General features: G+C 57.6%; 21 protein-coding genes (1 of these 21 only partly in view). 19 read left to right on the forward strand and 2 right to left on the reverse strand.

All coding sequences use genetic code 11. From position 1 onward, the window contains the following. From tsaE to IRT44_RS07475, 5 genes are all read left to right on the forward strand, one after another. Complete coding sequence (gene tsaE / locus IRT44_RS07455) at window positions 1–471, forward strand: tRNA (adenosine(37)-N6)-threonylcarbamoyltransferase complex ATPase subunit type 1 TsaE (protein WP_171566192.1); 471 nt, start codon at window positions 1–3, stop codon at window positions 469–471. Continuing rightward, window positions 452–1,174, forward strand: coding sequence for a tRNA (adenosine(37)-N6)-threonylcarbamoyltransferase complex dimerization subunit type 1 TsaB (tsaB, locus tag IRT44_RS07460; RefSeq protein ID WP_230077684.1), 723 nt, complete (start codon window positions 452–454; stop codon window positions 1,172–1,174). Before tsaE ends, tsaB begins: the two co-directional genes overlap by 20 nt. 4 nt (window positions 1,175–1,178) lie before the next feature. Next, entirely contained in the window at window positions 1,179–1,640 is a 462-nt protein-coding gene (rimI, locus tag IRT44_RS07465; RefSeq protein WP_171566195.1) for a ribosomal protein S18-alanine N-acetyltransferase, read from the forward strand. After that, entirely contained in the window at window positions 1,637–2,713 is a 1,077-nt protein-coding gene (gene tsaD, locus IRT44_RS07470; RefSeq protein ID WP_230077685.1) for a tRNA (adenosine(37)-N6)-threonylcarbamoyltransferase complex transferase subunit TsaD, read from the forward strand. Before rimI ends, tsaD begins: the two co-directional genes overlap by 4 nt. Before the next feature lie 697 nt (window positions 2,714–3,410). Next, complete coding sequence (locus tag IRT44_RS07475; protein ID WP_230077686.1) at window positions 3,411–5,717, forward strand: hypothetical protein; 2,307 nt, start codon at window positions 3,411–3,413, stop codon at window positions 5,715–5,717. Between the two features lie 137 nt (window positions 5,718–5,854). On the opposite strand, the gene IRT44_RS07480 is transcribed toward IRT44_RS07475, so the two are convergent. Then, a complete protein-coding gene (locus IRT44_RS07480; protein ID WP_230077687.1) occupies window positions 5,855–7,789 on the reverse strand; it encodes an ABC-F family ATP-binding cassette domain-containing protein in 1,935 nt (644 codons plus the stop codon). Between the two features lie 176 nt (window positions 7,790–7,965). On the opposite strand from IRT44_RS07480, the gene IRT44_RS07485 reads away from it, so the two are divergent. The 8 genes from IRT44_RS07485 (at window position 7,966) to IRT44_RS07520 (ending at window position 13,312) form a co-directional block, all read left to right on the forward strand. Beyond that, window positions 7,966–8,562, forward strand: a complete 597-nt coding sequence (locus IRT44_RS07485) for a 5-formyltetrahydrofolate cyclo-ligase (RefSeq protein WP_230077688.1) — start codon at window positions 7,966–7,968, stop codon at window positions 8,560–8,562. A 117-nt stretch (window positions 8,563–8,679) separates the two neighbouring features. Further along, entirely contained in the window at window positions 8,680–9,195 is a 516-nt protein-coding gene (locus IRT44_RS07490; protein WP_230077689.1) for a MogA/MoaB family molybdenum cofactor biosynthesis protein, read from the forward strand. Further along, the gene (locus IRT44_RS07495; RefSeq protein WP_171566201.1) at window positions 9,189–10,190 is read left to right on the forward strand and encodes a molybdopterin-binding protein; all 1,002 of its coding nucleotides are present in this window, start codon (window positions 9,189–9,191) and stop codon (window positions 10,188–10,190) included. The genes IRT44_RS07490 and IRT44_RS07495 overlap by 7 nt, the downstream gene beginning before the upstream one ends. Before the next feature lie 42 nt (window positions 10,191–10,232). After that, the gene (gene tatA / locus IRT44_RS19390; protein WP_326838944.1) at window positions 10,233–10,577 is read left to right on the forward strand and encodes a twin-arginine translocase TatA/TatE family subunit; all 345 of its coding nucleotides are present in this window, start codon (window positions 10,233–10,235) and stop codon (window positions 10,575–10,577) included. A 13-nt stretch (window positions 10,578–10,590) separates the two neighbouring features. After that, on the forward strand, window positions 10,591–11,367 hold the full coding sequence (tatC, locus tag IRT44_RS07505) for a twin-arginine translocase subunit TatC (protein ID WP_171566203.1): 777 nt from the start codon (window positions 10,591–10,593) through the stop codon (window positions 11,365–11,367). A gap of 101 nt (window positions 11,368–11,468) precedes the next feature. Continuing rightward, window positions 11,469–11,765: a helix-turn-helix domain-containing protein gene (locus IRT44_RS07510; RefSeq protein ID WP_171566349.1), complete on the forward strand. Its 297-nt coding sequence runs from the start codon at window positions 11,469–11,471 to the stop codon at window positions 11,763–11,765. 17 nt (window positions 11,766–11,782) lie between these two features. Further along, window positions 11,783–12,628 (forward strand): IS3 family transposase, encoded by an 846-nt coding sequence (locus IRT44_RS07515; protein ID WP_230077258.1) that lies wholly within the window; start codon window positions 11,783–11,785, stop codon window positions 12,626–12,628. Between the two features lie 255 nt (window positions 12,629–12,883). Beyond that, complete coding sequence (locus tag IRT44_RS07520) at window positions 12,884–13,312, forward strand: hypothetical protein (protein WP_171566204.1); 429 nt, start codon at window positions 12,884–12,886, stop codon at window positions 13,310–13,312. Between the two features lie 69 nt (window positions 13,313–13,381). Here the strand turns inward: IRT44_RS07520 and IRT44_RS07525 are convergent, their stop codons facing one another. Beyond that, window positions 13,382–14,692: a CAP domain-containing protein gene (locus tag IRT44_RS07525; RefSeq protein ID WP_212133474.1), complete on the reverse strand. Its 1,311-nt coding sequence runs from the start codon at window positions 14,690–14,692 to the stop codon at window positions 13,382–13,384. A gap of 270 nt (window positions 14,693–14,962) precedes the next feature. Here IRT44_RS07525 and groES point away from each other — a divergent pair, with 270 nt between their 5' ends. The 6 genes from groES to IRT44_RS07555 form a co-directional block, all read left to right on the forward strand. Next, on the forward strand, window positions 14,963–15,247 hold the full coding sequence (gene groES, locus IRT44_RS07530) for a co-chaperone GroES (RefSeq protein WP_171566206.1): 285 nt from the start codon (window positions 14,963–14,965) through the stop codon (window positions 15,245–15,247). A gap of 56 nt (window positions 15,248–15,303) precedes the next feature. Then, window positions 15,304–16,926 carry a chaperonin GroEL gene (gene groL, locus IRT44_RS07535; RefSeq protein ID WP_171566207.1) on the forward strand — a complete coding sequence of 541 codons (1,623 nt, stop codon included), beginning with the start codon at window positions 15,304–15,306 and terminating at the stop codon, window positions 16,924–16,926. Between the two features lie 229 nt (window positions 16,927–17,155). Then, window positions 17,156–18,445, forward strand: coding sequence for an ABC transporter substrate-binding protein (locus IRT44_RS07540; protein ID WP_171566208.1), 1,290 nt, complete (start codon window positions 17,156–17,158; stop codon window positions 18,443–18,445). An 87-nt stretch (window positions 18,446–18,532) separates the two neighbouring features. Next, a complete protein-coding gene (locus IRT44_RS07545; protein WP_230077690.1) occupies window positions 18,533–19,492 on the forward strand; it encodes a carbohydrate ABC transporter permease in 960 nt (319 codons plus the stop codon). Window positions 19,493–19,503: 11 nt separating this feature from the next. After that, window positions 19,504–20,325 carry a carbohydrate ABC transporter permease gene (locus IRT44_RS07550; protein ID WP_171566210.1) on the forward strand — a complete coding sequence of 274 codons (822 nt, stop codon included), beginning with the start codon at window positions 19,504–19,506 and terminating at the stop codon, window positions 20,323–20,325. After that, a protein-coding gene (locus tag IRT44_RS07555) for an HAD family hydrolase (RefSeq protein ID WP_171566211.1) crosses the window boundary here: on the forward strand, window positions 20,322–21,074 show its 5' portion. It continues 42 nt past the right edge of the window; 753 of the gene's 795 nt are visible here — the first part of the coding sequence; its start codon is at window positions 20,322–20,324; its stop codon lies beyond the right edge, outside the window. The genes IRT44_RS07550 and IRT44_RS07555 overlap by 4 nt, the downstream gene beginning before the upstream one ends.

Genomic DNA, 21,074 nt, shown 5'->3' on the forward strand with positions numbered 1-21,074 from the left:
ATGACATACAGGTGGACGCTGTCCGGAGTCGCGGAGACCCAGCAGTTTGCCGAACGTCTGGCGGAACGGTTGCGGCCAGGCGACTTTCTGGCGCTGGAGGGTGACCTGGGCGCCGGCAAGACGACTTTCACCCAGGGGCTGGCCCGCGGTCTGGGCGTGAAGCAGGTGGTGAACAGTCCGACGTTTACCATCATAAAAGAGTATCAGGGACGGCTGCCGCTTTATCACATGGACGTCTACCGGGTGGGGGACGATGTGGAGTCGCTCGGCCTGGACGAGTATTTTTTCGGTGATGGAGTCTGCGTGGTCGAATGGGCTTCCCTGATCGAGGATGTGCTGCCGCAGGAGCGGCTGACGATCATCTTGCGAAACGAGGGGGCGGACACCCGCCGCATCGAATTCGTGCCGCAGGGAGAGCGGTATGTGACTTTGTGCGAGGAGTTTGATAGTGATGCGCGTACTGGCGATTGACACGTCCAACCTGGTATTGAGCGTAGCCGTGGTGGAGGAGGGACGTGTGCTGGCGGAAGTGACCACCAACCAGCAAAAAAACCACTCCGTTCGCCTGATGGACTGCGTCTCCCGGCTGTTGGACGAGACGGACACGCGGCCGGAACAGCTTGCCGGCATCGGCGTGGCAAAAGGACCCGGATCGTATACAGGTGTCCGCATCGGTGTCGCCACGGCCAAAAGCATCGCTTGGGCGCTGAACCTGCCCGTCGTCGGCGTCTCCAGCCTGCAGGCGGTGGCGCAAAACGCGCTGGGCTTTCCGGGACTGATCGTTCCCTTGTTCGACGCGCGGCGGGGACAAGTTTACAGCGGAGCGTACCGGACAGCAGGAATGGAGGCAGTCGAGGTCCAGTTGGCCGAACGCATCATCCTGCTCTCCGACTGGCTGCCGCTGCTGCGCAAAGAAGTCGCAGGAGAACCGATCCTGTTCCTGGGCGAAGACGTCCGATTGCATCGGGAGACGATTGCCGCGGCGCTGGGAGATCAAGCCCGGTTTGCTCCGGCTTCGCACAACCATCCGCGGGCGGCCCATATCGGCCTTTTGGCACTGGGCGAGATCGAGCACGCCGGATCGGCGCATGCCCTGGTGCCCGAGTATCTGCAACTGGCAGAAGCAGAAGCAAAGTGGCTGGCCCAAAATCAGGAGGGTTCCCAAAAGGAGTAGAGGCATGGAGCAACAAGAACCGGTAGGATTTCGCTTTATGACACTGGCCGACGTACAAGCGGTTGCGGAACTGGAGCGGCTGTCGTTTACCACACCCTGGCCGCCCGATGCGTTTGTCAACGAGCTGACAAGAAACCCCAATGCACGCTACGTCGTTGTCGTGAACCGGGAAAACAAGGTAATTGCCTACTGCGGGATGTGGGTTGTGCTGGACGAGGCGCACATTACCAACGTGGCCGTGCACCCCGCCTGGCGGGGGAAAAAGATCGGGGAGCGGCTGATGCGTAAAATGATGGAAGTGGCCGTGGCGTATGGAGCAAGGAGCATGACGCTGGAAGTGCGCCCGTCCAACACCGTGGCCCGACGCTTGTACGCCAAACTGGGCTTTGAGGAGCGGGGGCTGCGCAAACACTACTATTCGGACAATAACGAAGACGCGATCATAATGTGGGTGACACTGCAATGAACAGAAGAGAACCTTCCCGCTACGAGGAACGCGTGCGGCAGGCATACCAGGCGCACAAGGACTCGGGGGAACCAACGTACATTTTGGGGATCGAGACGAGCTGCGATGAGACGTCGGCTGCGGTGGTGCAGGACGGCCGCATCGTGCTGTCAAACGTGATCGCCTCACAGGCGGACATACACAAACGCTTCGGCGGGGTGGTCCCGGAGGTGGCCTCCCGTCGTCATGTGGAAAACATCACGCTGACGATCGAGGAGGCCTTGAGCCAGGCAGGCCGGTCACTGGATGACATCCATGCCATCGCGGTCACGTACGGCCCCGGTCTGGTAGGCGCGCTGCTGGTGGGTGTGGCGGCGGCCAAGGCCATATCCTTTGCCCGCGGCATCCCCTTGATCGGTGTTCATCACATCGCCGGTCACATCTACGCCAACCGGCTGGTGGAAGAGATGCAGTTTCCACTGGTGGCGCTGGTTGTCTCGGGCGGCCACACCGAGCTGGTGCTGATGAGAGCGCACGGCGAGTACGAGATTCTGGGAGAAACCCGGGACGACGCCGCCGGTGAAGCGTACGACAAAGTGGCCCGGGCGCTGAAACTGCCTTATCCGGGCGGACCGCACATCGACCGGCTGGCCCGTGAAGGAGAGCCGCGTGTGCCGCTGCCGCGAGCCTGGCTGGAACCCGACTCCTATGATTTTAGCTTCAGCGGGCTGAAGTCGGCGGTGCTCAATACGCTGCACAACGCTTCGCAGCGGGGAGAGACGATCGATCCCGCCGACCTGGCGGCCAGTTTTCAGGATTCGGTGACCGAGGTGCTGGTGGAAAAAACGATCCGGGCGGCGAAGGAATACAAGGCCCGGCAGGTGCTGCTGGCCGGTGGCGTGGCCGCAAACCGCGGGCTGCGTGAACGGCTGCAGCAGCGCTGTGAGGCGGAGGGCATTGCCCTGGTCATCCCGCCGCTGTCGCTCTGTACCGACAATGCCGCGATGATCGCAGCCGCCGGGTACATCCAGTACCAAAAAGGCCAGTTTGCCGACCTTGACTTGAACGGCGTGCCCGGTCTTTCCCTATCGTGATAAAAGAGGGCTTGCGGAAGTGACTCCGCAGGCTCTCTTTTTTTCATAGGGACTCCATCTCGGTGTGGGGAAGAAAATTATATCAGCGTGTAGACAAAGTTCGCGGCGCATGGGAGATCGGGCCCGCTCGCTCGCTTGACGCCCGGCACAGAAGCAGATGAAGTCCGCTCCAAAACGAGACGCGGGCAGGGGACAAACATCTGGGTGTTTCGATGAAGTGAGACTTGTGTCCCCTGTTGGTCCCCGCGTCTTCGTTTTTCCGCTGAGCCGGTCGTCAAAGGAGCTCGCTTGGACCATCCTCTATGTCATATTTTCTGACGTTGATTTGCGGATTTTTCCGAAAAATGGTTGACTTCATGAATTTTTATGTTAGAATTTATTACATAACATTCATCTTCTTCTCTCCATTCTCTCTCCATCTCCTCAATGGTGACCCAGGTATGGGTCTCTTTTTTTCGCACAAATGACTGAAAATGCCGCGATTTTTTTCGGCAGCCGGCTGAGCGGAAGAGAGGGAGCTGACACGTCACATCTTTATCCACAGGCTCTGGATAATTTTCGGCGGATGCGTTCACCTGCTCCTGTGAATACTGGTGATAACACGAAGAATTGCCGGGAAAATCGACATTTTCCTGTGGATTTTTTTGTGGAATTTGTGGATAAAAGTATCGGTGTTATCAACAGAGGAGGGTGCCTGGTGAGAACAAAAGGGCTGCAGGTACTGGCTCTATGCCTGCTGTTGGCGGCTGTTGCAAATCCGGAAGCGTCGGCTGCCGCAGTCGCTGTTGGTGCTGCTGTGACAGCGGAAAAACCGGTGCATGCAACCGGAGCAGACCATTCGGCAGGCAGGCAGGTGGTGGCGTTGTTCGTGGAAGGGATGTCGTTTCGGGAGCTGGACCGCCTGCGCAGCTATCCACATGTGGATACATGGCTGGAGCAGGCGGAAGCGGGCGCGCTCTCCATCCGTACACCGGGGGCGCGTACGGCTGCCAATGGCTACCTGCTGCTCGGCAGCGGCGGACCGGCCGTGTACACGGAGCGCAGCGGTACGGCGTATCACCCGGAGGAGCTGCTCTCTTCCGGGGTGACGGCAGGTGAGCGTGCCCGGCAGCTAAGTCCAGCCGACGGGGCAGACGCGGCTCGTTTCCGGGTCGTGTTTCCCGGCATCTATCGCCTGCACGCGGAAAACCGGTCCAAGCCGTACTCCACCCGGATCGGTTTGCTGGGCGAAACGCTTGCCCGTCATGGCATTCCCGCTGCCAGTTACGGCAACGGTGATTACGACGACGTGCGACAGCGGCACGCCGTACTTTTTGCCATGGATGAGCAGGGGCGCGTTCCCCGGGGAGATCTCTCCGCTGCTGTCCTGGAGCGGCGGGACGACTACCCGTACGGCGTGCGGACCCGCTACGACTACCTTGCCGACCGGATTCGCGAAGACCGCACTTCCGGGTTGATTACCGTGCAGCTGTCTGACCTGGCTCGCCTCTATCAAGCGGCGGACGACATGGCCCCGGACCGGTTCGCCCGTCAGTACGATCAGGTACTGTCCGACCTTGGTGCATTTTTGGACCGGGTGCTGAGGGAACGCAGGCCGGACCAGTTGGTGATGCTGCTGTCGCCTGCGCCGCATGTTCAGGCCCAAAAGGAGAAAGCGCTGCTGACGCCGCTCCTGTTGTGGCGGGGAGGAGCGGCGGGGGTGCTCACTTCGGCGACGACCAGACAGACGGGGGTGGTCAGCGGTCTGGATGTACTGCCTACCGTCCTGTCATGGCTGCGCGTGCCGCCGCCGGAGCGGCTGACCGGCCACCTGCTGCGTCTGTCGAAGGAAATGAACGTGTCCGATCTGCTGCGTGAAGTGGAGCGGATTCACCACATTTACGCCAACCGTTCTTCCGTGTTGTACACGTACGTCATGCTGCAGATCGCGATCCTGGGAGCGGCTTCGTTCCTCTGGCTGTGGGGAAGGCGAACAGACGGCGGGAGGCTGAACCTGGCGCGGCGCGTTGTCCGTCTGGCGCTGCTGTCGATGCTCTGGTTTCCCCTGCTGTTTCTGGTGGAGGGGCTGGTCGGCTGGAAGGTGCCGTCAGCGGTTGTCCTGTCGGTGGTCATCACAGCTGCGCTGGCAGGGGGCATGCTGCTGGAACAGGCGCGTTCGCTTCCGGCCGGATTGTCTGCCGTGGCGGGATTGACCACGCTGGCGCTGCTGTTGGACGGCATGTTCGGCAATCCGGCGATGCGCCGTTCCTATCTGGGGTACGATCCGGTGATTGGCGCCCGTTTTTACGGGTTGGGCAACGAATACGAAGGGGTGCTGATCGGCAGCGCCATCCTGTTTGCGGCAGCGCTCGCTCAGTGGCGGCGGGACAGGCGGGAGGACGCGGAGGGAGGGACCGATCCGCTGTCCGTGGTCGTCGGCAGCGGTCTGTTTGGCTTCATCCTGTATTACATGGCGTCTCCCGGGCTGGGGGCTGACGCCGGCGGGTTTCTCGCCGGTCTGGTCGGGTTTTCCGTGGCGTTTGTGCGGATGCAGGGATGGCGAATGGGAAAAAAAGGCCTCCTGCTGTTGGCAGGAGGTGTCCTGGCAGGGATGGTCGCGTTGACGGTGGCCAGTCTGCTGTCCGGTCAGCCGCCCACTCACATTGGCCGGGTGGCGCAGCAGATCGCCTCAGGGGAGTGGACGGACGTGGCTCAGATCGTGCAGCGCAAACTGGAGATGAACCTGCGGCTGATCCGCGTGTCAGTGTGGAGCAAGGTGTTTGCCGTCTCGCTGGTCGTCCTCGGCCTGCTGGCTCTCTGCAACGATCGCTACCTGCGCCATCTGGCCCGCGATTATCCGTTTTTGGTCAAGGGGTTTTCAGGCGTGATCGCCGGGGCACTGGCCGGTCTTTTGCTCAACGATTCCGGGATCATCACCGCTGCGACCTGCATCGTGTTTCTTGTTGTGCCAGCCTTGTACGCAGCGTTGGGAAAGACGGAGGAGCAGCGCTGCTCCACATCCTGACCTTGCTGGCGTCATCGCAGCCGGACGGTTGGCCCCGGCGGCACAGACGGGCTTAAAGTCCATTTACTGTCGCCTTTCACCGGTGCCGACTGTTTACCGCCCGAAGGAAGTCTGCCAAGGGAAACATCGGCGGGGCATCACCCTTCGGAGAGTTCGCTCCATTCCTCGTAGAGCCGCTCCAGCTCCGCTTTCGCCTGCTCGATCAAGTCGTTTCGCTCTTTGGCTTGCACGTGGTCGCTGTACACCTCGGGCAGGCACAGCTCTTCCTCCCATTTGCGGATATCGGCTTCCCGCTGCTGAATGGTTGCCTCGATCTCCTCCAGCCGGCGCTGACGCTGACGTTCGCGCCGTTTTGCCTCTTTGTCCAGCTCGTACGAGGATTTTTCCGTCTGGGGGGATGAGGCTGTTCCCTGCTTCTTGCCGAAGGGTGCCTGTTGTTCGGCTGCCAGCTGGGCCAACTCCTGTTTTTTCTCCACGTAATAGTCGTAGTTGCCGAGGTAGCTGGTCACTCCATCAGGGGTGAGCTCCAGCACGCGGGTGGCGATCTTGTTCAGGAAGTAGCGGTCGTGGGAGACGAACAGGATCGTGCCCGGGTAATCGTAGAGCGCGTTTTCCAGCACTTCCTTGCTGTAGATGTCCAGGTGGTTGGTCGGCTCGTCGAAAATCAGGAAGTTGGCCTGCTTCAGCATCAGCTTGGCCAGCGAGACCCGCGCCCGTTCGCCGCCGGACAGCTCACAGATGCGCTTCTGCACGTCGTCACCGCTGAACAGAAAGTTGCCCAGGAGGGTACGGACATCCTTTTCCAACATCTGCGGGTACTCGTCCCAGATCTCGTTCAACACGGTATTTTGCTCGTTGAGATCGCGATGCTCCTGGTCGTAGTAGCCGATCGTCACGTTGCTGCCCAACTGGATGCTGCCAGAGAGTGCAGGGAGTTTTTGCACGATCGTCTTCAGCAGCGTCGATTTGCCGATGCCGTTGGGGCCGACCAGGGCGACGCGTTCTTCCCGCTCGATCTCAAACGTCAGGTTGCGGGAGAGGGCGGCATTCGGATAGCCGATGCTCAGGTCGGCCGCTTTGATCACGATGTTGCCGCTCATCTTGGCGATATCAAAAGAAAAATGTACCGATTTGTTCTGCATGATGGGCTTCTCCAGCCGCTCCATCTTTTCCAGCATCTTGCGCCGGCTCTGGGCCCGTTTGGTCGTGGTCGCCCGGGCGATGTTGCGGGCGATGAAGTCCTCCAGCCGGGCAATCTCCTCCTGCTGCTTTTCGTAGCGTTTCAATTCCTGCTCCAGCCGCGCCGCCTTTTGTTCCAGGAAACGGCTGTAGTTGCCCACGTACCGGGTGGCGCGGGTTCGCTCGATTTCGTAGACGACGGTCACCAGCTTGTCCAGAAAATAGCGGTCGTGGGAGACGACGAGGATGGCTCCCTGGTAGTTTTGCAGGTAGGTTTCCAGCCAGGTGAGCGTCTCGATATCCAGGTAGTTGGTCGGCTCGTCCAAAAGCAGGACGCTGGGGGCCTGAAGCAGCAGCTTGGCCAGCGCCAGGCGGGTTTTCTGCCCGCCGCTCAGCGTCTTGATCGGGGTCTGGCTGTCCATGTCGGCAAACCGCAGCCCGTGCAGGACGCCGCGAATGGCCGCTTCGTAGGCGTAACCGCCCCGCTCCTTGAACGCCTCGGAACGACGGGCGTAATCCTCGAGAATCTGCTGATAGCGTTTCTCGTCAGCCAGCACGTCAGGGTTGCCCATCAGCGCTTCCAGTTTTCGCAGCTCACGCTCTTCCTCCTGCAGATCACTGAACACGGTGAGCATCTCGTCCCAGATGGTTCGCTCCGATTCCAATCCGCTGTCCTGAGCCAGGTAGCCGACAGTGACATCCTTTGGAATCCGGACGGTTCCGCTGTCATAGCTGAGCTGACCGGCGAGGATTTTCATCAATGTCGACTTGCCGGCGCCGTTTACGCCGACCAGTCCGATCCGTTCTCCGGTTTGTATTTGCAGGGAGATGTCCTGTAAAATAGTCTCAACCCCGTACGTTTTGTGTATATGTTCAGCCTGAAGCAATATCATTGCATGTCACCTCTTTAATACATACCTGCACCGCAAGCGGGCGGGCGGCGCTTTTTTGTGCTTGCGGTCGCCGTCGCAATTTATCCTATCAGACAAGTGTAGCGTAGAGAGCGCGCCGGGGACAACCCTTGCGCCTCCCGTCGCAGGCACCGAAAACAGGGAGGGGATCGTTGGGAATGGAACGGGCCAAGTTGAAGCAGGCGTTGCGCAGGCAGATGCTGGCCGAGCGGGCAGCGCTGCCTGCCGGGGAAAGGGCCAATCGCTCCCGGGAGGCGTGCCGTCATTTGCTGTCCTTTGCCAAACTGGCAGCGTGCCGGATCGTGATGGCCTTTCATCCGATACGAGAGGAGCTGGACATCGTCCCGTTTCTGGACAGCGCTCGTCAAAGGGGACAGGAGGTATGGCTGCCGCTGACCCTCGTGGCGGAGCGCCGGCTGATACCCTACCGCTATACCGGACCGGACATGCTGCGGCCCGGGGCGTACGGGATCATGGAGCCGGACCCGGAAAAAGCGGAGGAGGCCGATCTGGCTGCGCTGGACGCGGTGCTGGTGCCGGGTGTGGCATTTGACCGGCAGGGGGGGCGGATGGGCTATGGCGGCGGATTCTACGACCGGTTTCTCGCTTCGCTGGACCAAAAGCCGCTGCTGATCGGCTGCGGCTACCATTTTCAGGTGGTGCCATCCGTGCCGGTAGAGCCGCATGACGTCCGTCTCGATTACCTCGTGACGGAAGCGGGCGTGCTTGAGACCAGGGCAGCCGATCCGCGCTGAGTGGATGCCGGTCTGCGGCAATTTTGTGTCAGGTTTGCATATTTTCCAACTGCACTATCTACAGCGGGATCAAAACGGTGTACAATACAACTGCAAGGACAATTGGAGGAATGGACTGTGAGCAACTGGAAAATTGGCGTCATTTCGGCAAGTGATTCCATTGCAAGAGGAGACCGGGTGGACGATCGAATCCCGATCATCCGCAAGCTGACCCGTGAGTGGCTGCAGGTGGATGTGGCCATTTACCGCGCCGTCTCGGACGACATGGAGGAACTGAAAGAGAACATGATCGAGCTGGTGGACCGGGAGAAGTGCGATTTGTTGATTGTCACCGGCGGTACCGGGTTGAGTCCGCGCGACGTCACCCCGGAAGTGACAACGTGGGTCATGGACAGGCCCGTTCCGGGTCTGGCCGAGGAAATGCGTCGGGCCGGATTGCAGCAGTCCCGCCGCGCGATGCTGACTCGCGCTGTCGCAGGTACGCGCGGTAACGCCTTGATCATCAACCTCCCCGGCAATCCCAGCGGCGTGGAAATCTGCTTCAACGCCATTGGAGACATGCTGTCCGATGCCTTGCACATTTTGCAGGGAACGGGAGAGGCCAATGAAGATTGGGGAGGATTGGGTTGGTAGAAAAACCAAAGCTGAAGGAAGTGCCTGTGAGGGAAGCGGTAGGCATGATGCTTCCCCATGATATGACACAGATTTTGCCCGGCGAATTTAAAGGACGCCTGTTCAAAAAAGGGCATGTCATCACGGAAGCGGACATCGAACCGCTGCTCTCCATCGGCAAGGAGCACATATACGTGCTGGAGATGCCGGAGGGGTACATTCATGAGGACGACGCGGGCACGCGGATTGCCCGGGCGGTGTCCGGAGACGGTCTGACGCTGACCGAGCCTTACGAGGGCAAGGTGTCATTGAAGGCGACCCGGCTGGGGCTGGCGAAGATTAACGAAGAAGCCGTCCACGCGATCAACGCGCTGGAAGGCATCGCCCTGTCCACCATCTACAGCGACCAGGTGGTGCAGCCCGGTCAGACGGTGGCCGCCACGCGGATCATTCCGTTGATCATGGAGGAAGCGCGAATCGTCCGCCTGGAAGAGCTGGCGCAGGGCTTCAGCGGTCCGATCGTACAGGTGAAGCCGTTTTACGAAAAGAAAGTGGGAGTGGTCACCACTGGCGGTGAAGTGTATTCAGGCCGGATTGCCGACAAGTTCGGCCCCGTGATTCGGGCCAAGGTGGAGGCGCTCGGTTCCCGTGTGACGGAGCAGCGCTTTGCTCCCGACGACAAGGAAGCGATCGAACGGGAGATTATCCGTTTTCTGGAGGAGGGCGTCGATCTGGTGCTGGTGACCGGCGGGATGTCGGTTGACCCCGACGACCGCACGCCGGGAGCGATTGCCGGTGTTGGAGCGGAAGTGGTCCGTTACGGCACGCCGATGCTGCCCGGTTCCATGCTGATGGTAGCCTACAAGGGCGACGTGCCGATACTGGGTCTGCCCGGAGCGGTGATGCACGAGCCGTTTACCTCGTTTGACGTGTTTTTGCCCCGGATCCTGGCCGGCGAGCGAATCGTCGAGTCGGACATGACCCGGTTGGGATACGGCGGATTGCGCACATGCTAGCTGGCAACACTGTTGGCTGATGGAGAAAAGGAGTGAATGTGAATGGGTTCTACGATTGGGATTCCAGGGTTGATCTTGATTCTTGTGCTTGCTCTGGTGCTGTTTGGCCCCAAGAAACTGCCGGAACTGGGGCGCGCGGTGGGTCACACGTTGAAGGAGTTTAAGAACGCCACCCGCGGCCTGACCAAGGACGACGATGACGAAGCCGAATCCAAGGTGAAGGAACAGCCCGCCAAGGCTGAGATTACCGAAAAGGACGCGCTTGACCGCGAGAAGCTGGAGCGGGAAATTCGCGAACGGTTGGAACGCGAACGCCTGGAAAAGGAGATTCGGGAAAAGCTGGAACAGGAGCGGCTGCAGGCCGAAAGCGGACAGCCCAAGGCGTAACCGGGTGGTGGACATGTCGGACGATCGTGAAATGACCGTTGTGGAGCACCTGACTGAGCTGCGCAGACGGATTATCTGGGTGCTGGTTGTATTTGTTGCTGCATTGATTGTTGGTTTTTTTGCTGCCGGCCCAATTGTCGAATATCTGAAGGAAAAGCCGATCACTGAGGGAGTTCCGCTCATCTCCCTGCACCCGTCTGACGCGCTTAGGGTGTACATGCAGTTTGCCTTTTTGATCGGGGTGGTGGTGACGCTGCCGTTTGCCCTGTATCAGACCTGGCTGTTTGTCTCGCCGGGTCTTCGCGACAACGAGCGGCGCGTGACGCTGATGTTCATCCCGGCTGCGTGCGTGCTGTTCGTCGTCGGCCTCCTGTTTGGCTACTATGTGGTGTTCCCGATGGTGATGCAGTTCGTGAGCGGCATCTCGCTGGGGATGGACATCAAGCCGAACTACGGGATCGCCGAGTACTTCGGGTTTCTGATGAACATGGTGATTCCGTTCGGGTTTTTGTTTGAACTGCCCATTGTCGTCATGTTTCTGACCCGGCTGCGCATCCTCAACCCGGTGCGGCTGGCGAAGGTTCGCCGCATTGCCTACTTCGGTCTGGCGGTGGTGGGAGTTACGCTGACGCCGCCGGATATTGTCAGCGACATCCTGGTGATTATCCCGTTGCTGCTCCTCTACGAGTTGAGCGTCTGGCTGTCGCGGATCGTCTACCGCAAACAGCTGAAAGAGGATGAGACCTGGGAAAAAGAATACGGATGGGAAGCGGACGAAGCAGTTCGCTGATGCGTGCAAAGGCCCCTGCCGAAATTAGAGTGCACCCCTTAAAGTAGACATTGGAAAAACCCCTTGGGATAACCGATGTTACTTTAAGGGGTGAATTTTTTATGGCTATCAAAGGTCAAAAGTTCAAGCATTATCCTTTGTCGTTGAAAATGGAGGCAATACGATTGCATGTAGAGGAGAAGTGGACATACAGACGTATCACTGAGCATTTAGGAATCCAGGATAAGGATCGAGTAAAAAAATGGATGCGGAAATACAAACAACTTGGGGAGTTCGGTCTTTTGGATCAGCGTGGACGACGTCCAGAGTACATCGATCAAGATCGACATGTGAAAAAATTGAAACGGGAGAACGAAATTCTAAAAAAGTGTTTGGAAATCTGGATGCGGGAGGTGTAAGAAAAAAGTATCGTGTGATGGAGAATGTGGCAGCATTGTACCCGATTACCGAACTCTCCAAACTTCTTGGTGTATCGAGGAGTGGGTATTATCGATATCTTGCACAGAAGGAGTGGGATAGAGACGGAGAACTGAAACAGCAGATTCAAACCATCTATGATGAACGAAAAGGAATATATGGGTATCGAAGAATTCAAGCGGAACTCCTTCGTCAATACGGCAAGGTTGTGAATCATAAGAAGGTGTTACGGCTCATGCAAATTCTTGGGCTGAAAGCCATTATTCGTGGCAAACGAGCGTATCGGAGCACGTATCGAGCGGCTGAATCAGATGGTCGTGTTGCCGAAAATTTGTTGAAGCGTGACTTCACAGCCGAGAAACCGAACCAGAAGTGGGTCACCGATGTTACCCAGTTTCGTGTAGGAGATCAACGTATCTTCTTATCTACGATTAAAGACTTGTTTCACAACGAAATCGTGGCGCACCATGTGAGCTTACACAATGACAATGTCCTTGTCCTAGAGACGTTTCGGAAAGCATTTGAAAAGCATAAGGACGTGACTGGACTGATCGTACACAGCGATCAAGGCTTCCAGTACACGTCCCATGCATACCACGACATGCTGCAAAAGGTTGGCGCCCGAATCAGCATGTCCCGAAGGGGCAATTGTTTAGACAATTCCCCTATGGAGAGTTTCTTCTCGCACTTAAAGGCAGAAGCTCTCTATCCTTATGATATTCGAAGTTTGGATGAGGCGCAAAGACGAATTGAGGAGTACATTCGTTTTTACAATGAGGAGCGTTTGCAAATCAAATTAAATAAGCTGACGCCAGTCGAGTACAGGCGTCAGCATGCGGCCTAACGGCCGGGGGTTTTTTAAGTGTCTACAAAATGGGGTCTTGACCAAATGCGGCGGGGGCTTTTTTTTGGTGCGTCCGGCATGGGCAGTCTGTCGGTAAAGGTCCCGACCAGGGAGCGGCGGTACCAACCGTAAGCACGAGGTACGCCGGCCCGTTGTGAGGCGGAATGCAGATGACGTCGGCGGCATATGCCGTCCTTTCTACTTTTGCAGGCGGCCGGGCATACTACTACGGGAAAACAGGAGGTGTGTACATCCATGTGGCTGATTCTCTGTCTGGCACTGCTGGCCTCTCCGCTGCAGACGGGAGCGGTCAAAGCAGAAGCGGCCGAACAAGTAGAACTGTTTGACACGGACGAAGAGCGGGTGGTGAATACCTTTGACAACACAGAGGCATTTCAGACGGAAGCCCAGGTTCTCCTGAACAGTGTCAGCGGGCGGGTGCAGGAGCTGAATCCGCCGCTTTCACATGCGCTGATCGTCAAAATCCCGCTGGTGCCGCCAAGGCAGTTGGTTCACCGGCCAGCAAAGATCGACGCCGCCATTGCCGAAATGTTTGTCGTCATGCCCAAGGCGGGCAGCCGTCGCCCCTGGATGATTTTGCACACCAAGCAGTACGAGACCCTGGTCGTCGAGTTTGCCGGCGAGGTGGACGGATTAAAAAAGCTCGTCCGCCTGCAGGATTGAAGGTGCGGCGTACCCGCAGCGGCAGGACTGGGCTAAAAAAGGGCAAACGGGACGGGAGAACTCCCGTCCTTATTGCTTGAGCGTGAGAAACGTCTGGGTGTAGTAGTCGGTCGCCACGCCCGCCCCCAGTTGGGCGAATCCTTTTTCCAGCACGTTTTTGCGGTGACCGGGGCTGTTCATCCAGCTCTCGTGGGCTTCGATGGCATCCGGGTAGCCGGCGGCGATGTTTTCTCCCGCCATGCTGTAGGCGATCCCTGCTTTTTGCAGCCGCTGGAATGGATTTAAGCCGGTGGTGGCGGAGACGTGGTCGAAAAAGCCGTGGGACTCCATGTCCCGGCTGTGCTGGCGGGCGACGCGGGCGGCCTGGTCGCTCCAGGTAAGCAGGGGCAGTTTGTAGCGGTAGCGGACGACGTTGACCAGGTCGAGCAGTTGACGTTCCATCGCGGTGTTCACCTGCTCCCGCTCCTTTACGCTCAGCGGAGGGGGATCGAAATTGGGAGCCTCGCCCTGATACGTCCACTTCGTTTCGTAAAAGCTGCCGCGCAAGAGCATCAGCGTGTCAATCAGGCGGATGGCGGTCACCTTGTCGCCGTTCTGCTTGTCCAGGTAAAAGATGTGGGGGATACCGTCGACGATGACCAGCGGCCGCTGGTATTTTTGGTTGGTGATCTGCACGTGGGCGTTCATGTAGGAAAACGAGACGGTATGGGCGATGTCGTAGTGGCGGACAAGAGCCGGCAGGCTGGTACCGATGGAGGCATTGCCGGTCTTGGCTTGGGGCGCGTTGGAGTAGATGTCCACCACCTTGCCGTCACTGATGCCCACCTGGAGGTAACGGGCCGGATCGCGGTTGTAGATCCACCACTGGTACCCCAGACCGCTCGGCTCCTGGCGAGCCGGCTTGCCGAGCACTTTGACCACCTGCTCGGCCGGCATGCCGAGAGAAATGCCGAACAGGCTGGCGGAAGTGTTCGGAGCGGGACGTTTGGTCTCGGCAGGCGCGGTCGCTGACTGAGCAGGCGGAAGTTTGACTGCGGCAGGGCCTGTCTGCTGGGGCGAAGGGCGTTTTGCCGCCCCCGGTGCTTGTCCCAGCCAGGCGGAATGGCTGGCCTCGTCCCTGCCTGTCGGTTTGTTCAGATGGCGGCCGATCAAAGACAGGGGAACATACGTGACCCCCTTGTATTCAAGTGCGGCGGGAAGGTAACGGGTACCGTCGTGAAAATACCCGGACGAATCAACGCCGGTTACGGCTTTGCCGTCCCAATACAGCGTGGTCGGCTGGACGTTGGCGAGGATGGCGGACGAATTGCCCGCGATGAGGAAATGGCCGATGCCCGCGACCAAGAGGGCGAACACGCCGATCCAGATCCATTTGCGCATGCAGGTTCCCTCCTTGGATGGCTTGTCTGATTTCATGGTTTATCTATATGAACAAGCTGGTCTGGTAGAACCGAAAATCTAGCAAATGCCAAAGAAAAGACTGTCAAAATGAGAGGGAACGAGAACAGGCCGGATGGAAAAAAGTGAGGGAAACTACTTGCAAAGTACATAGGGATTCATTATTATAGGTAATGGGTGTTAGCACTCCCCTCGATCGAGTGCTAACAACAATCATCTTCATGAACCTAGACTTTAAGGAGGGTGTTTTTTGTGCTGAAGCCATTGGGTGACCGTGTGGTAATCGAACCAATCTCCAAAGAAGAAACGACTGCAAGCGGTATCGTTCTGCCTGACACTGCGAAGGAGAAACCGCAAGAAGGACGCGTAATCGCAGTCGGTTCCGGCCGCGTTGCCGACAACGGCGAGCGCATCGCGCTGGAAGTGAAAGAAGGCGACAAGGTAATCTTCTCCAAATACGCCGGCACCGAAGTAAAAGTGGACAACAAAGAATACCTCGTGCTCCGCGAATCCGATATCCTCGCGATCATCGGCTAAGGCTTTTCACATAAGGAACGTACGGAAAACACATAACGCAGGAGGTTGAGTTTGAGATGGCAAAACAAATCAAGTTCTCTGAAGACGCACGCCGCGCGATGCTTCGCGGGGTGGAAACACTGGCTAACGCCGTGAAAGTAACCCTCGGTCCGAAAGGCCGCAACGTGGTTCTGGAGAAAAAATTCGGCTCTCCGCTGATCACCAACGACGGTGTGACCATCGCGAAGGAGATCGAGCTGGAAGACGCTTATGAAAATATGGGTGCGCAGCTCGTGAAAGAAGTTGCGACCAAAACCAACGACATCGCTGGTGACGGTACGACCACCGCTACTGTTCTGGCTTATGCGATGATTCGCGAAGGTCTGAAAAACGTAACCGCCGGCGCCAACCCGATGGTTGTTCGTCGCGGTATGGAAAAAGCGGTACGCGCTGCCGTTGAAGAAATCAAGTCCATCGCGAAACCGGTGGAAAGCAAAGCGGCTATCGCGCAAGTTGCGTCCATTTCCGCTGACAGCACTGAAGTGGGCGAACTGATCGCTGAAGCTATGGAAAAAGTGGGCAAAGACGGCGTTATCACCGTTGAAGAGTCCAAAGGCTTCACGACTGAGCTGGAAGTTGTAGAAGGTATGCAATTTGACCGCGGCTACGCTTCCCCGTACATGATCACCGACACCGACAAAATGGAAGCGGTTCTGAAAGATCCGTACATCCTGATCACCGACAAGAAGATCTCCAACATCCAAGAGATCCTGCCGGTGCTGGAGCAAGTGGTACAAAGCGGCAAACCGCTCCTGATCATCGCAGAAGATGTAGAAGGCGAAGCGCTGGCTACCCTGGTAGTAAACAAACTGCGCGGTACCTTCACTGCAGTAGCCGTTAAGGCGCCTGGCTTCGGCGACCGCCGCAAAGCTATGCTGCAAGACATCGCAATCCTGACCGGCGGTGAAGTGATCACCGAAGAACTGGGTCTGGAACTGAAATCCACCAAACTGCAACAACTGGGCCGCGCTGGTAAAGTTGTTGTTACCAAAGAAACCACCACGATCGTGGAAGGTGCAGGCGACAAGGCTGCAATCGAAAGCCGCGTTGCTCAAATCCGTCAACAAATCGAAGACACCACCTCCGACTTCGACCGTGAAAAACTGCAAGAACGCCTGGCAAAACTGGCTGGCGGCGTAGCAGTGATCAAAGTCGGTGCAGCTACCGAAACCGAACTGAAAGAGAAAAAACTGCGCATCGAGGACGCACTCAACTCCACTCGCGCTGCAGTGGAAGAGGGTATCGTGCCTGGCGGTGGTACCACGCTCGTCAACGCGATCAAAGCTGTTGAGAAAGTGGTTGCCGAGGGCGAAGAAGCAGTGGGTGTGCAAATCGTGCTGCGCGCACTGGAAGAGCCGGTTCGTCAAATCGCTGCGAACGCAGGTCTGGAAGGCTCCGTCATCGTGGAGCGCCTGAAAAACGAACCGGTTGGCATCGGCTTCAACGCTGCTACCGAAGAATGGGTAAACATGATCGATGCAGGTATCGTAGACGCTGCAAAAGTTACCCGTTCCGCACTGTCCAACGCTGCATCCGTGGCAGCTATGTTCCTGACCACGGAAGCCGTTGTGGCTGACAAACCGGAAGAGACCAAAGCAGGCAACGGCATGCCGGACATGGGCGGCATGGGCATGATGTAATGAATCGGGATACCGATTCAACACGAGAGGCAGACAGCAGTCTGTCTCTCTTTTTTTATTTGTATTTGGAAGGCAAGCCTGAGGTGCTTGCGTTTTCTGGTTATTTTTCTGAATAGTACAAATGTTTACCGAAAAAATGTTTCGTATTTTATAAATAAAATGTAAAATAATACTTCAGAGATATGTTGACAGCGAGCCAAGCGAAAAAAGGGTAAGGAGGCGATTCACAATGAAACGAGCAGGGGTCTGGCTGTTATGTGCATGTCTGGTGTTCGTCCTGGCTGCTTGCAGCAGCAGTCCGTCGTCGTCTGCGGGTGATCAGCCGGGCGGGGGTGAACCGGCCAAAGGGGAGCCGGTGGAACTGGTCATGTACAGTTGGCGGCCGGAAGACAAGGATGCGTACGCTGTGTTTATTGCCGAGTTTGAAAGGCAGCATCCCGGGATCAAGGTGAAGTTCAAACCGTTCAAATCGACTGAGTACAACACCATTCTGACCAACTCCCTCACCTCCGGAACCGGGCCGGACATCGTGCAGCTTCGTCCGTATGCGGGCACCCGTGCGATGGCCGACGCCGGGTATCTGCTGCCGCTGGACGATCTCAAAGGGCTCCAGGAGATTCCGCAGTCGTATTTGGACGCAGCCAGGGGCAGTGACCACAAGGTGTACGGCGTCCCGTTGTCGATCAACTCCGCCGTGATCTTTTACAACAAAAAGCTGTTTGCCGACAACGGCCTGCAGCCTCCGCAAACCTGGGACGAATTTCTCCAGGTGTGCCGTGCACTCCAGCAAAAGGGAATCATTCCCATCGCGCAGTCCGGCAAAGCGGCCTATCTGCTCTCCCTCACGCACAGCGTCATTGGCATCAGTGCATACGGCGGCAACGACTTCGTGGACAAATTGATGAAGGGCGAGGCCACCTTCAACGATCCGGCGTTTCTCGATTCGATCAAAAAGATGCGGGAGTTGGCACCATTTTTCCCGCCCGATTTTGTGGGAATCGACGACAATGACGCGCAGGCGCTGTTCTATACCGGCAAGGCTGCCATGTACATCAACGGCAGCTACCGGCTGGAAACGTTTGAAAAGCACAACCCCGACATGCCTCTTGACGTGATCCCGTCGCTGGCCAAAGAGAAAGGCGGCGACACGCCGATCGTCAACTGGGTGGACGGCTCCTACGGTATAGTGAAGGCGTCCAAGCATCCGGAAGAGGCGAAGCTGTTCATGGAGTTCCTCGCCTCAAAGGAGTTTGGCCAACTGTTCAGCGACGAACTAAACCGCGTCAGCCCCATTCCCGGCGTGACCCCCAAGCATCCGCTGGTGCAAAAAATGACGCAGCTGAGCGAAGCAAGCATGGTCCCGTACCTGATGCTCGTTCATTTTGGGGAGGGAACGCCGACCACGAAAACCACGTTTGAGGATTCGTTGCAGGGCATGTACATCAACAAGCTCACCGTCGAGCAGGTGGCGGAAGCGACCCAGGCGTCCGTCGACAAGTGGTTCAAGCCGAACAAGTAGCGGCGCGCCGGATAAAAACAATTCAAGCAGAGGTACAGTCAGGCCGGAGCGCTTGGCTGTACCCTGTTTTTCGGGAGGGGTTCACCCATGGCCGTGTTGGAAAAATCGACCGAAGTAAAGCGGCAGGCCGCTCCGCGTCGGGGGCTGAACCTGAGCAAGCATTTGGTTCACCTGTTCCTGCTGCCGGCCTTGGTCATTTACGTGTGGTTTCAGGTCTATCCCATCTTCAGTGCGTTTTTGAACAGCTTTTACGAGTGGAACGGATTGAAGCGGGGCGCGTTTATTGGTCTGGAGAATTTCGTGCGCCTGTTTACCGAATCGCCGTTTAAAGAGATGTTTTTCCGCGGGTTCGGTCACAACGTCATCTTTTTCGTGGGGACGATCGTCGCCAAGCTGGTGGTTGCGTTCCTGCTCGCCCTGATCATCAACAGCAGGATTCGCGGCAAGGAGTTTTTTAAAACGGTCTTGTTTCTGCCCAAGCTGCTGTCAGTGATCGTCGTCGGCTTCCTGTTCAGCCTGATTTTGAACCCGACGTACGGGGTGCTGAACACCCTGCTGAAGCATGTCGGACTGGAAGAGTGGGCCCGCCCCTGGCTGGGCGACCCGGATACGGCCCTCTACGCAATCATCCTCGTCAACAGTTGGTACGGCCTCGGCTTTGCCGTGCTGATCTTCCTGGCCGGGCTGCAGGCCATCCCGGCGGAAATATACGATGCCGCCAAGATTGACGGGGCCTCCGGACTGACCATGCTGCTGCGCATAACCCTGCCGCTGGCGATGCCGTCGATCATGGTGATGACGATTTTGACGTTCATTGGCTCGTTTGAAACGTTTGAACTGATTTTTGCCATGCAGGGGTCGCAAGGGGGCCCTTACTATTCCACGGATGTACTGGCCACGTACTTCTACCGGTTGGCCTTCGGGTCAGTGGAGGGGGGCGAGTCCATCGGGCTGGGCTCGGCGTTGGCAGTCGTGCTGTTCCTGATGATTTCCAGCGCGACGGCGGTGCTGCTCTTTTTCTTTAAACGCAAGGAATACGAACTGTAGGAGGTTCGACCATGACAGCAAGGCTCGGACAGTTTGCAAAGTATCTGGTGCTGCTGGTTTTTTCCGTTTTGATGCTGTATCCCGTTTTTCTGATGATCGCGTCGTCGTTTAAATCCAATCTGGAGATCCTCACGTCGCCGCTCGGTCTGCCCGCTTCGCTGTCATTGGAAAACTACAAGCTGGTGTGGGAGAAGGTGAACTTTGGCGCGTATGTGTGGAACAGCGTCTACGTGAGCGGGCTGTCTGTCTTGTTGATCCTGTTTCTCTCGTCACTTGCCGCTTTCTACCTGTCCCGCTATCCGTTTCGCTGGAATCCGTACGTGTTGTTTTTCTTCATGCTGGGCTTGATGCTGCCGATGAAGCTGGCGATTCTGCCGCTGTATATGATCATGCTGCAGTTGAAGCTGTTGGATACGCTGACGTCCCTGGTGATTCTGTACGTGGCCGGCGGAATCCCCTTTGCCGTGTTTGTCTTTTACGGGTTTTTCAAGACGCTCCCGACGGAATTGGACCAGTCGGCACGGCTGGACGGCTGCAATGGTTTTCAGGTGTACTGGAAGATCATTCTGCCGCTGATGAAGCCGCCGCTGGCAACAGTGGGCATCGTCCATTTGATCGGCGTCTGGAACGATTTTTTCTATCCGCTGATCTTTCTCAAAAGCGAGGAGCTGAGCACAATTCCGCTGGGGGTATTGACCCTGTTCGGGGAATACGATACGGAGTGGAATCTGCTGTTTGCCAGCCTGACTATTTCGTCTCTGCCGATGATCGTGGCGTTTTTGTTCGCGTCCAAACAATTTATTGAAGGCCTGACTTCGGGGGCGATCAAATGAGAAAGAGACGCTGGATTACGTTTGACCTCGACGGTACGCTGATGCAAAATCCGTTTGGCGGATGGGTGTTCCCGGAAATTGCGGCTGCCGTCGCCGGTTGGCTGGGCCGGCCCCATGACGTCGTTGCGGAGTTGGTGGGGGAGCATGAAAGGCGGCTGAGGCAGGGACGATATGTAGAAGCGTACGATTGGGACGGCATGCTGTCGGAACTGCTCGAGCGCTTGGGGGTCAGGGAAAGCGTGGAGATTGCCAGTATCGTGCAAAAGCATGCCGTACCGCCCAAAATTCGGCTGCTGGAAGCGGAGGTGCCGGCCGTGCTGGCCGCCCTGCAGGCGAAAGGCTATGCGCTTGCAGCTGTCACCAACGGGTATTACAAGTATCAGGAGCCTGTCATGAAGGCGCTCGGACTGGCGGAGTATTTTGCGGCTGTGGTGACGCCGGAGCGGGCGGGCGCGGGCAAGCCTGACCCGGCCATTCTCCGTTCGTTCGGAGGAGAGGTGGTGGCCCATGTCGGAGACCGCCTCGACCATGACGTGCAGTTGGCCAATCGCTGCGGTGTATTCTCCGTCTTTGTCTGCCGCGACCTTCCCGAAGAGTTGCGTGCCGTCGATCCCCGTCTCAGGAGCAGGCACGACTTGATGAACCAGCTCTGCCTGGAGAAATGGAAAAGGGAAAGCGGGGGACAGACGGAAGGGCAGGGGGCTGCCCTGCTTCCCGCGGAATTGTCGCCGCAGGCGGTGATTGGCACG

Origin of the sequence: Brevibacillus sedimenti, assembly GCF_020923495.1 — a bacterium.
Taxonomy (GTDB): domain Bacteria; phylum Bacillota; class Bacilli; order Brevibacillales; family Brevibacillaceae; genus Brevibacillus; species Brevibacillus aydinogluensis.